13 protein-coding genes are annotated in these 12072 nt (G+C 38.9%); 8 read left to right on the forward strand and 5 right to left on the reverse strand.

Annotation, left to right across the window (positions count from 1 at the left end; translation table 11 throughout):
- Positions 1–31 precede the first annotated feature (31 nt).
- Positions 32–2293 (forward strand): GH92 family glycosyl hydrolase, encoded by a 2262-nt coding sequence (locus tag C8P65_RS02680; RefSeq protein WP_107781172.1) that lies wholly within the window; start codon positions 32–34, stop codon positions 2291–2293.
- On the forward strand, positions 2293–3288 hold the full coding sequence (gene rfbB, locus C8P65_RS02685; protein ID WP_107781065.1) for a dTDP-glucose 4,6-dehydratase: 996 nt from the start codon (positions 2293–2295) through the stop codon (positions 3286–3288). The genes C8P65_RS02680 and rfbB overlap by 1 nt, the downstream gene beginning before the upstream one ends.
- Positions 3289–3364: 76 nt before the next feature.
- Here the strand turns inward: rfbB and C8P65_RS02690 are convergent, their stop codons facing one another.
- Positions 3365–4069: a cell division protein FtsQ/DivIB gene (locus C8P65_RS02690; RefSeq protein ID WP_009388668.1), complete on the reverse strand. Its 705-nt coding sequence runs from the start codon at positions 4067–4069 to the stop codon at positions 3365–3367.
- 277 nt (positions 4070–4346) lie between these two features.
- Between C8P65_RS02690 and C8P65_RS02695 the strand changes: the two genes are divergently transcribed.
- Together C8P65_RS02695 and era are read left to right on the forward strand one after the other, a co-directional pair.
- Complete coding sequence (locus C8P65_RS02695; RefSeq protein ID WP_425430556.1) at positions 4347–4982, forward strand: hypothetical protein; 636 nt, start codon at positions 4347–4349, stop codon at positions 4980–4982.
- 278 nt (positions 4983–5260) lie between these two features.
- The gene (gene era / locus C8P65_RS02700; protein ID WP_107781069.1) at positions 5261–6142 is read left to right on the forward strand and encodes a GTPase Era; all 882 of its coding nucleotides are present in this window, start codon (positions 5261–5263) and stop codon (positions 6140–6142) included.
- Here era and C8P65_RS02705 read toward each other — a convergent pair.
- The gene (locus C8P65_RS02705; protein ID WP_107781071.1) at positions 6132–6923 is read right to left on the reverse strand and encodes a DUF6048 family protein; all 792 of its coding nucleotides are present in this window, start codon (positions 6921–6923) and stop codon (positions 6132–6134) included. The genes era and C8P65_RS02705 overlap by 11 nt on opposite strands.
- The gene (locus tag C8P65_RS02710; RefSeq protein ID WP_107781073.1) at positions 6889–7383 is read right to left on the reverse strand and encodes a DUF6452 family protein; all 495 of its coding nucleotides are present in this window, start codon (positions 7381–7383) and stop codon (positions 6889–6891) included. The genes C8P65_RS02705 and C8P65_RS02710 overlap by 35 nt, the downstream gene beginning before the upstream one ends.
- Before the next feature lie 297 nt (positions 7384–7680).
- On the opposite strand from C8P65_RS02710, the gene C8P65_RS02715 reads away from it, so the two are divergent.
- The 4 genes from C8P65_RS02715 (at position 7681) to rpmF (ending at position 10915) form a co-directional block, all read left to right on the forward strand.
- The gene (locus tag C8P65_RS02715) at positions 7681–9279 is read left to right on the forward strand and encodes a sensor histidine kinase (protein ID WP_107781075.1); all 1599 of its coding nucleotides are present in this window, start codon (positions 7681–7683) and stop codon (positions 9277–9279) included.
- 45 nt (positions 9280–9324) lie between these two features.
- The gene (locus tag C8P65_RS02720; protein ID WP_107781077.1) at positions 9325–10074 is read left to right on the forward strand and encodes a response regulator transcription factor; all 750 of its coding nucleotides are present in this window, start codon (positions 9325–9327) and stop codon (positions 10072–10074) included.
- A gap of 103 nt (positions 10075–10177) precedes the next feature.
- Entirely contained in the window at positions 10178–10708 is a 531-nt protein-coding gene (locus C8P65_RS02725; protein WP_107781079.1) for a YceD family protein, read from the forward strand.
- Positions 10709–10720: 12 nt separating this feature from the next.
- A complete protein-coding gene (rpmF, locus tag C8P65_RS02730) occupies positions 10721–10915 on the forward strand; it encodes a 50S ribosomal protein L32 (protein ID WP_009388659.1) in 195 nt (64 codons plus the stop codon).
- Between the two features lie 33 nt (positions 10916–10948).
- Here rpmF and C8P65_RS02735 read toward each other — a convergent pair whose 3' ends face one another.
- Positions 10949–11344, reverse strand: a complete 396-nt coding sequence (locus tag C8P65_RS02735; protein ID WP_107781081.1) for a DUF5606 family protein — start codon at positions 11342–11344, stop codon at positions 10949–10951.
- Positions 11345–11364: 20 nt separating this feature from the next.
- On the reverse strand, positions 11365–11943 hold the full coding sequence (gene def, locus C8P65_RS02740; RefSeq protein WP_107781083.1) for a peptide deformylase: 579 nt from the start codon (positions 11941–11943) through the stop codon (positions 11365–11367).
- Between the last annotated feature and the right edge of the window lie 129 nt (positions 11944–12072).

Here is a 12072-nt window from a genome sequence, read left to right on the forward strand (position 1 = left end):
GCCACATTAATTAACCGTTAATGTTATAATGATGAAGTTAAAACATATTTCTTTGGTAGCGGTAGCTGCCTTTTTGTCGGCTTGTCATCAGTCTAAAACAGTGACTGAAAAAGAGGCTGAAGCCCCTCAAAAACCCTTGATTAGCTATGTAGATCCATTTATTGGTACAGGCGGACACGGGCATACTTACCCTGGGGCGACTACCCCTTTTGGTATGATACAAGTCAGTCCCGTGAATGGTCTTAGCCACTGGGATTGGTGTTCAGGCTATCATTATTCTGATAGTCTAATGGTAGGTTTTGGTCATTTGAGCCTCAGTGGTACAGGTATTGGCGACTTAAACGATATTTTGCTGATGCCTACTCATAAAACGTATGACCTTAGCGAGCTAAAGTACGGCAGAAAAGAGCAATACCCTGTGAATGCGAAAGAGTTTCGCGATATGGTACCTTACAAATCTAAGTACAGCCATAAGAACGAAAAAGCAGAACCTGGTTATTACCAGGTGTATTTAGAAGACCCTAAAGTGAATGTAGAACTCACTGCGGCACAACGTTATGCTGTACATCGTTATACTTTTGAAAAAGGAGCAGAACAGTCTGTAATTTTGAATTTAGGATTTGCTATCAACTGGGATAGTCCTACTAAGACCTCATTTAGTAAATCAAATAAGAAGTTAGATGCTTATAACAATGGTAATATTATCACAGGTTATCGTTATAGTACGGGTTGGGCTGAAAACCAAAAGGTGTACTTTGCTATTCAGTTCTCTAAACCAATAAAGGATATTACTTACCAAAAACATAAAGAAGACATTACTTCAGGGCAAATATTCTTTGATAATGCTGATGAGAACTTAGAGGTAAAAGTAGCCGTTTCGTCAGTAAGTGAAGAAAATGCTTTAGATAACTTGGAGTTATACAACGCTCCTAATTTTGATAAAACCAAATCATTAGCGCAACAACAATGGGAGAAGACTCTCAGCAGTATAGTAGTAGAAACCCCTGTTGATTCGCTTAAAACCATCTTCTATACTGCCCTCTATCACGCACAAGTAGCGCCTGTAACTTTTTCTGACAAGAATGGATGGTTTAGATTGCAAAACGACGAGATTGTAAAAACCGAAGGCACAGCTTATTCTACCTTATCGCTTTGGGATACTTTCCGTGCCGAGCACCCACTGCTTACGCTTTTGCAGCCTAAAGTTACAGCTGATATTATCAACTCGATGCTGGCGTACTATCAGGTGCATAAAGTATTACCTGTTTGGACGCTTTATGGCAACGAAACCAATACAATGACAGGTTACCATTCTGTTGCGGTAATTGCAGAAGCCTATCTAAAAGGCGTACGTGGCTTTGATGCTGAAAAGGTATACGAGGCAATGAAAACCACTATGATGCAAGATGACCGTGGACTAAAAGCCTACAAGAAATACGGTTATATTCCTTACAATGCAGGAGTAGACGAGTCTGTTACTATAACTCTTGAATATGCTTATGACGATTGGTGTGTAGCACAAATGGCGAAGGCATTGGGCAAGACAGAAGACGCTGATTTCTTCTTGAAGCGTTCAGAAGCCTACACGCACCTATTCGATAAAGAAACAGGCTTTATGCGTGGTAAAAGCACCGATGGCAAATGGCGCACTCCTTTTGACCCCAAACGTTCTGACCACCGCGAAAACACCGATTATACTGAAGGTAATGCTTGGCAACACAGTTGGTTTGTACCTCATAACGTAAAAGGACTTATTAATCTATTTGGTGGTAATGAGCCTTTTGTAGCGCACTTAGAGAAACTCTTTACCGAAAGTTCAGAAATTACAGGGGATAACACCTCTCCTGATATCTCAGGACTCATAGGGCAATATGCGCACGGTAATGAACCGAGCCATCATATAGCTTATATGTTCAACGAGGCAGGGCAACCTAAGAAAACGCAGTATTGGGTAGATCGCATCTTGCAAACACAGTACAACACTACCCCTAACGGACTTAGTGGTAATGAAGACTGCGGACAGATGTCAGCTTGGTATATCTGGAGCGCAATGGGCTTATACCCTATGAATCCTGCTTCTACTGAATACCAATTTGGTCGACCTCTATTCGATAAAGTAACGATGTACTTGCCTAATGGTAAGACCTTTACCATAGTGGCTAAGAACGTATCTAAAGATAATAAATATATCAAGTCAGTTACTTTTAACGGAAAGGCTTATAAACAATGGTATATTTCGCATCAAGAACTCTTGAGTGGCGGTGAATTAGTTTTTGAAATGACAAATAAATAATGAAGAGAAACCTCTTAATTACAGGAGGAGCTGGTTTTATCGGCTCACACGTGGTGAGGTTATTTGTAACTAAATACCCTGATTATCACGTTTTCAACTTAGATAAACTTACTTACGCAGGCAACTTGGATAACGTTGCTGATGTAGCCAATGCCCCTAATTACACTTTCATAGAGGCTGATATTTGCGACTATGAGCGTATGAAAGAGCTTTTTAAGAACTATCATATTGATGGAGTGATACACCTTGCTGCTGAAAGTCACGTGGATAGGAGTATAGAAGACCCTTTCATTTTTGCTAAAACCAATGTGATGGGTACGCTTAGTTTATTGCAAGCAGCTCGCGAGGCGTGGAAAGGCAATATGCAGGGCAAACGCTTCTATCACGTCTCTACTGACGAGGTGTATGGAGCTTTAGAAATGGATAACACACTCTTTACCGAAGAAACTCCATACGACCCTCAGTCGCCGTATTCAGCTTCTAAAGCCTCATCAGACCACTTTGTGAGGGCTTACCACAACACTTATAAGCTACCTGTGGTGATTTCTAATTGCTCTAACAATTATGGTTCTCATCAATATCCTGAGAAGCTTATTCCCGTATGTATTTATAATATAGTAGATAATAAGCCCCTACCTATTTATGGTAAGGGCGAGAATATTCGCGATTGGTTGTTTGTAGAAGACCACGCTCGTGCTATTGATGTTATTTTTCATCAAGGGAAAGATGGTGATACTTACAATATTGGTGGTTTTAACGAATGGCGTAATATCGACTTAGTAAGAGTGATTATTAAAGAAGTTGATAAGCAATTAGGAAGACCCGAAGGCACTTCAGAGAAGCTTATTACCTTTGTAACTGACCGTGCTGGTCACGATTTGCGTTATGCTATTGATGCTACTAAACTGAAGAATGAGTTAGGTTGGGAACCCTCATTGCAGTTTGAAGAAGGTATACAAAAAACTGTAAAATGGTATCTTGAAAGAATTAAATAACAATTTCATAATCAATAAAAAAACAGAGACTGTTCAAATTGAACAGTCTCTGTTTTTTTATTGACTTATTTGCAAATTATCTTTTGCAGACTACTTGGTTAGTGTATTTTAAATTAACAATACTGTATTCGTTTAAGAGATTCATCTTTTCTAACTGCTTGTAGAAGGCTTTGAGATTAGCTTTCTTCATTTGTTCGTCTTCAAAACGTCCGAAAAGAACAGTGAAATGAGGAATACGCATCAAGAATTGGTATTCACCATTGTTTTTGACCATTACCTCAGTGATGTTTTCGTTAAGCCACATATCATTCTGTATAAACATCATTAGGCGATAGGTGTCTTCCCAATATTTATTGCATTCGCCTTTAAGTAGAGGTACACGGGCTGAATAAGAGCTCGATAGAGGCATTTTCTTGCCTTGTGTATCCATATAATATACCGTGCCATTGTCATATACGCGGGCGATAGGTTGGCGTTGTTTTACTTTGGCATTAAGCACCCCATCAAGTGTGTAGAAAACCTCTGATTTTTCTATCATATCATTGTTGTCTAAGAGATTTTCTATCTCCCTCAACTTTAGCAAACCTATAGGCTGCGGTGCTTGTGGGTCTTTGAAAATAGTGCGGCGTATCGTCTCATCGGTTACATACATATCTTCGTCTTGATGGTCTATGATTACTTCTTTTATAGGACGCATTTTGTTTTTCCCCGAAGCAAATAGCTGAATGCCAAGGGGTAATAAGATGATAACTACTATTTTGATTATTTTCTTAGGGTGCATAGCGTTGTTTTTTGTCGCTGCAAAAGTAGTGATAATTTGTCAATTTGACAATTTGTTAATTAGGTAAAGAGCAAGTGTTGTTTTTCGTTACCTACTCGGCTACGCCAGAAACACCGACTTTTGTTTGCTCATCGTTCGCTTATCCTTCGCTTATCCTTCGCTCATTGTTCGCTTATTGTTCGCTCATTGTTCGATTTAGCAATAGCTAAAAACTAACTATTAATTTTTGCTAATTTGCTAATTGTTTTGTACATTTGCCGCCTATCTAAAATGTTGTATTATGAAGTATATATTTCTATTATTGAGTGTGTTAGGAGTGGCTCCGCTGGCAATAGGTCAGGATATAGAAGCGGTACTAACAGAAAAAATTAAATTACTAGACAAAAGTTATAAAAATACAGAGTTGCAGCCTTTAGCAAATGACTTTGAGCGCATTGCTTTGGCTGACACTACGCATTGGCTTGCTAACTATTATACGGCTTATGTAAACATTCGTATAGCCGACCAATCGTCTGGTAGTACTATTGACTCTTATTGCGACCAAGCTGAGAAATATCTGAAGATAGCTGAAAAAGCTAAAGGGGCTAATGCGTCTGAAATCTATGCGCTTTATGCTTATCTGTATAGCGCTAAGGTAAAGGTAAATCCGATGTTTAGAGGGGCTAAGTACGGCAAGATGAGTAGAGAGTATTCTGAAAAATCAATAAAGGAAAATCCTAATAATCCGCGTCCGTACCTGATTAGAGCTATCGGGATTTTTTTTACTCCTAAAGCCTTTGGCGGAGGGCCTGCTAAAGCAAAACCTTTCTTAGATAAGGCTTTTGAGAAATTTGATTCTTTCACCCCTGAAACAGCTAACAGTCCGCATTGGGGAAAAGGAATGGCAGAGTATTTGAAAAAATCAGGTAATTAGACGATTTGTCAATTTGGCGATTTGTCGATTTGTCGATTTGACGATTTGACGATTTGACGATTTGACGATTTGACGATTTGACGATTTGACGATTTGACGATTTGACGATTTGACGATTTGACGATTTGACGATTTGACGATTTGACGATTTGACGATTTGCCGATTTGGTGATTTGCCGATTTGGTGATTTGCCGATTTGACGATTTGACGATTTGGTGATTTGCCGATTTGGCAATTTGTTTCATAATTCAAAATTCACAATTCAAAATTAAAAAAAGTGCATAAAGCAGGATTTGTAAATATTATAGGGAACCCTAATGTGGGTAAATCGACTCTTATGAATGCTTTCGTAGGAGAGAAACTTTCGATTATAACGTCTAAAGCACAGACTACACGCCATCGTATCTTTGGCATAGTGAGTGGTGATGATTTTCAGATTGTCTTTTCGGATACGCCTGGTATTATTAAGCCTGCGTACGCACTGCAGGAGTCGATGATGGCGTTTGTGAAAGATGCTTTTGACGATGCTGATATCCTTATCTATATGGTGGAAATCGGTGAGAAAGGACTTAAGGAAGAAGCGTTTTTTGAGCGTATCAATAAGCTAAATATACCCATACTGCTGCTTATCAATAAAATTGATACGTCTGATCAGCAAGTGTTGGAAGAACAGGTGGCGTATTGGAAAGAACAAGTGCCAAGAGCGGAGGTATATCCTATTTCGGCACTTCGCAACTTTCAGACTAAAGAGGTTTTTGATAGGATAGTTGCTTTGCTACCAGAATCACCTGCCTTTTTTCCTAAAGACCAATTGACGGATAAGCCTGAACGCTTCTTTGTAAATGAAATTATCAGGGAGAAAATATTATTGCACTATAAGAAAGAAGTGCCTTATTCGGTAGAGGTAACCACTGAGAGTTTTGCTGATAGCGAGACCATACTACACATACGTGCAGTGATAATGGTAGAGCGCGAAAGTCAGAAAGGTATTATCATCGGTCATAAAGGAGAGGCACTGAAGAGGGTAGGGGTAGCCGCTCGCGCCGATTTAGAAAAGTTCTTTGGCAAACAAGTGCACTTAGAACTTTTCGTAAAGGTGAATAAAGATTGGCGCAGCAATGAGCGACAGCTCAGTAGGTTCGGCTATGCTAGTCGTTAGTTGTTATGGGCTTTTTGGCTCTTTTGTAGAAAGGGATGAGGTAAGTTAGGGTATAGTTAAAACTTGCCCCGAAGCGACTGTTTTCGTATACACGACCAAAGGCGGGAATGTAGTAATTAGGGAAGCCTTTGCTGTCGGTTTGGAGTGCTAATACCCCTACGCGTACGGAAGCTCCTGCATAAAGATTGTGCAATAGTTCGGCTTTGATGCCCAAAACTATCTCAAACCAATGGGCGGTGCGTCCGCTATATTTTTTTAGCCATTCAGCACTACTGCCAGCAGTGTTTTCGGTGAAATACTGGTTGTCTTTGTGGATAATATAAGAGTTGAGGTCTTGCGAGAAGAGAGAAAATCCGTAGCGCGCCCCTACATATATTTGGTTTTCCATACCATACCAGTTGCCATAACTATTATAGTCGAAGCCAGCGCGTAGGAACTGCCCTTCGGTAGTATAAGCGAAGAAGTCTTCATTTGTTTTTTTGCGTTCTAGCCCTATTTCAGCAGCAGCATAGTAGGCGAAACTGAGACGGTAGTCGCCTACCAATTCGAGTCCGTAATAATCGCTGTTGAAAAAAGGTTTGATGAGCTTGCTTAGGTCAGCCCCCACACGCAACCCATACCGCTGTTGGTAAGCGGGTGCTTTAGGTTTTTCGGGCAAGGCAATGGCAGTAGTACGAGAGGTCGTAGCGCCCGTAGTGGTAGTGCGACTTGCTGTTTGGGCTTGCAATCCTGCAAAGCAAAACCAATTAATGATACAGATGTATATGAGCTTTCTTTTCATTGTCGATAGTGTTATTCTTGATAGTTACGCCTTTTAGCCAAGAGGTGTTGGCATCTTGGATAGTGGCAGAGAGGGTGTTATAAGTAGTTTTGATGCCACAAGCTTTGCTTACAAATGTTTCTTCTGTATTATAAGTAAGGGTAAGAGTGGCAGTGCTGGTAGTAGTGCCAGACACTACTATCTGAAAAAGGTAGGTAGTAGGGTTTTGCAGCCGTAGAGGTAGCGCAATAGAATCAAGGGTTGCGCTGCTTACCAAAGGGGTACTATTGCCTTCCCCGTAGATGGTTAGGTTAGCTATACTCATAGGGGTACGGGTGTTGTTAGCATTGTAGAAGCGCACTACTAAACGAGGGGTATTCACGGTATGGTCGCAGATATCATCAGACTCGCAACTTACTGCTAAAAAGGTAGCTGATAGTACTGAAAATAGACGCGCTAAGAAGGTTATTTTGTTTGTCATTGGTAACCAATAATTTAGTTCTGGGGGCAAAGATAATAAATTAATGATAAATGGTAAATGATAAAAGGCAAAAGACAAATAATAAATGAGAAATGTAGATTTTTTCTGTTATGATTTCGAGAGGCTTTGAATAGAAAGTGTTTCGTTTGTAAGTGTAATAAAATCAGTAGGTTATATAGGTTACGAAATAGTTCTTTTACTATAATTAGGAAATATTTTATTAATTATTTTCCTAATAAATCGTTAATTTTTTAAGAAGAAAAGTGTTTTTTTGAAAAAAAGTTTTAACTTTGCGCAATGAATAAAAGGTTATATATAGTACTAATTGTACTGACAAGTCTCTCGCTTATAGGGATTATAGGAGTACAAGGGTATTGGATAAAGTCGGCGATAGAAGATAAGGAAGATGCATTTACCTATTCTATTCAGCAAATACTTAACAGTGTAGCAAAACAGATAGAGCAAGATGAGGTAGATAAATATGTAGCCAAAATTATAAGTCTGCGTGAGAATACCTCACGTTCAAATCCTAAGGAGAATCACCTGCGGGAATTTATCTATGTAAAAGAGAATAAGGAAAATAAAGAGACTTTTATATATAAGCACGGTATTTTAGAAGAGGACTATACGTTGCCAGCTAACCAGCGAACAGCTGCTGCCTTAGGGATTAATCACCTTTCAGATACATTGGCTATTAAAAGTTATATACAGAAAGAGACGCTTCAGCGGGTAAATAAAGGCAATACTACCCGCTATCCTTCAGAGCAGACGGTTACTGCTTATGAAAAATTTAGTGAATTGCCTGAGATAGAGCGACTAATGATAGAGGAATCGTTTAAGAGCATCATCAGGCAGCAATCTATTAATGAACGCGTAACCGAAGGGCAGATAGAAAAACTATTATTAAGGCAACTAAAAAAAAATGGACTTAATCTGTCTTTTGAGTTTGGTATTTATAATAAAGGAGTGCTCTCAAAAGTGCATACTAAGTACTTTGAACCCAATGAACCTAAGGAGTTTAGGACTTTGCTTTTCGGAGGCAATACTTCAGATGACTCCTTATACGAGTTGGCAGTGATATTTCCTCAGCGAGAGAAAGTACTACTTTCGTCTATTATAGGTATAGCCACTCTCTCGACGGTGTTTGTACTGATTATCATAGCGGTGTTTGTCATTACGCTCAACCAGTTGCTTACTCAGCGGCGTATTTCGGAGATAAAGACGGACTTTATTAATAATATGACGCACGAATTTAAAACGCCTATTGCTACTATGAGTTTGGTGTTAGACAGTGTAAAGAGTCCGATGGTACTCTCTGATCCTGATAAGGTATTGCATTATGTGCATATACTCAAGCAGGAAAACAAACGAATGCTTGCTCAGGTAGAGAATATATTGCAGATTTCGCGTTTGGAAAAAAGTACGATGCAGTTAGAACGAGAGCCTTTAGATGTACACGAGGTTATTACTACTGCGATGTTGCACGTGCAAACGATATTAGATGAGCGTGGAGGAATGATATATACGCATTTTTTGGCAAGCAATAGCGATGTATCGGCTAATGAGTCGCACCTTACCAATGTATTTGTAAATATAATTGAAAACGCGATAAAGTATTCACCCAATGCACCTGTTATAGATATTTACACTGAAAATATCAAGAATAAGTTGCTCATACGCATTAAAGACCAAGGGCAGGGTATGACTAAGCAGGCGATGAAGCATATATTTGATAAGTTCTACCGTGCACATACAGGTGACTTGCATAATGTGAAAGGTCACGGTTTAGGGTTAGCCTACGTGAAGAGTATAGTGGAATATCACGGAGGTACTATAATGGTGGAAAGTGAAAAGGATAAGGGTAGCACCTTTTTTATAAAGCTACCCGTGATATAATTAGCCAAATTGTCAAATTATTAACGGCACTAACATAAAAAGAATATGAACGGAAACTATTACAGCGCTAAAGTTCCTTCTGAGAACAAACGCATCCTCTTAGTGGAGGACGACTCTAATTTTGGGACAGTACTAAAAGACTACTTGGTAATGAGTGGTTTTGATGTAGTTTTAGCCAAAAATGGAATGGAGGGTTTTGAGAAGTTTAAAAAAGAAACCTTCGATATGTGTATTTTGGACGTAATGATGCCTTATAAAGACGGATTTACGTTAGCAAAAGAAATACGTGAGAAAAATGAGAAAATACCAATTATTTTCCTCACAGCTCGCACTATGCGCGAAGATGTGATAAAAGGGTATCGCTCAGGAGGTGATGACTATCTGAATAAACCTTTTGACTCTGAAATCTTATTGATGAAAATTCGCTCGATGCTACAACGCAAAACCATTGAGACGATGATTGACGATAATAAGTTTGAGTTTGAGATAGGTAACTTCTTCCTTAACACCAAATTGCGTATTCTTAAGTATAAAGATGAAGAACCTTTGAAGCTGTCGCCTAAAGAAAACGAACTATTGCGATTGCTCGCCCTACATACAGACGACTTTATGTCGCGCGAATTAGCCCTTTCTAAAATCTGGAAAGATGATAACTATTTCACTTCAAGAAGTATGGATGTGTATATAGCAAAACTTAGAAAACTGCTTAAGAAAGACGACAAAGTAGAGATTCTCAACATACACGGTGAAGGGTTTAGATTAGTAGCTAATAAAGAAGCTGAAGGCTTTGTGTAAAGTTTTTTAGGGGAATATTTTGGAGTTTTAGAAAAAAGTATTAATTTTGCAGCCTCAAAAGTAGAGAGGTGTAAATCTGTGTGCTTTTGAAAAAGGTTAAAAAATGAGAAAATTAAAAGAATACGATATTTCTTTTGCAGGCTTGAAGCAAGGCAGTCATCAGTTTGACTATCATATTGATAAGCATTTTCTAGAACTCTTTGCCTTTGATGAGGTAAATGATATTGACCAAATAGTAACCGTTCTTTTAGAGAAAAAGAGCAACCTTATGGAACTGCACTTTAGCAGTAAAGGTACAGTAAATGTAAATTGCGACCTCTCTAACGAGCCTTTTGACTTGGCGGTATCAGGAACACTTTTTTTAGTGGTAAAGTTTGGTGAAGAATATAATGATGAAGATGAAGAGCTGCTTATACTACCACAAGGAGAGCATCAGCTGAATGTTGCACAATATATATATGAGTTGATAGTGCTTTCTATTCCTGCTAAGCGTGTGCACCCCGATGTACTGAGTGGTAAAATGCACTCAGAGGTATTAGACCGATTAGAAGCGCTTGCTCCGAAAGAATATCATCCTACTGAAACAGTAGACCCCCGCTGGGAAAGTTTAAAGAATTTAATAACTGATAAATAAAAAGATTAAGTAATGGCACATCCTAAACGAAGACAATCAAAAACCAGAAGAGATAAAAGAAGAACTCACGATGTAGCAGTAGTTCCTCAAATAGCGAAAGACCCAGTAACAGGGGAAAATCACCTATACCACCGTGCGCACTGGTACGAAGGAAAATTGTACTATCGCGGACAAGTATTGATTGATAATACACAAAATGCAGAATAAAAAAATGCCTCCCTTTTAAGGAGGCATTTTTTATTAATCATTATCATTGGTTAATAAGTTTTTAGACAGTAGGAGATTGTACCACTGTATTACTTTTTTGATATCGCTAGTGTATACACGATCGCGGTCGTACTCAGGTAGTACTTCTGCAAAATAGGCTTCTAAAGTAGCGCCATCAGCTTTAGCAGATACGCGAGCCTCTTTACCATCTTCCAAAGTTTTTATTTTTTCAAATACTTCACTAAGTGGTATTTCTTTTTCGGTAGTATAGATAGCTATTTCAGAAAGTAGGCTTACATTATTGCGGATGCCTACAGATATGCGTTTGTCATCTACTAATGAAGTAGCTAAAAAGCCTGTACGTGTTTGTGTTTCTAAGCGGTATAAACCAGGTTTGCCTGAAATGGCAAGAATTTTTGTTAAATTCATTCCTTATTATTGTTTAGTTATTAATTTTTATAGAATTTCATACGATAATCTACTTTCACTTTGCCTTTGCTGATATTGGTGAGTTTGCCCTTTATCAGTTGTTTTTTGAAAGATGAAAGTTTATCAGTAAAGAGGATGCCTTCGATGTGGTCATATTCGTGTTGTACTACGCGGGCGGCTAAGCCTGTGAGGGTAAGCTGCTGAGGGGTGAAATGCTCATCGACAAACTCAATAGTGATTTGCTTCTGGCGGCTGACATCTTCGCGCACCCCAGGTATACTAAGGCAGCCTTCGTTGAACAGCCATTTATCACCCGTTTCTTCGGTGATTTTAGCGTTGATAAAAGTTTTTTTGAAGTTTGATAAGAAAGTACGTTCGTCTTCAGTGAGGTCGTCATCATCAGCAAAAGGAGCGGTATCTACTACAAAGAGGCGGATGGGTAGCCCAATTTGTGGAGCCGCCAGTCCCACGCCATAAGCGTAGTTCATAGTGTCGTACATATTGGCAATCAGCGTATTGAGGTTAGGGTAGTCGGGTGATATGTCAGTAGCTACCTTTCTTAATACGGGGTCGCCATAGGCAATAATAGGTAAAACCATTGTATTTTAATTTTTTGTGGGGGCAAAGATACGAATAATTAGACAATTAGCAAATAAGTATTAGCTAATCAGTGAATTAACTAGTTTTCACAGAGTGTTAAAATGGTGTTAATTGTAGTAAAAGATGTT

It is taken from the genome of Capnocytophaga leadbetteri, assembly GCF_003054025.1.
GTDB lineage: Bacteria > Bacteroidota > Bacteroidia > Flavobacteriales > Flavobacteriaceae > Capnocytophaga > Capnocytophaga leadbetteri.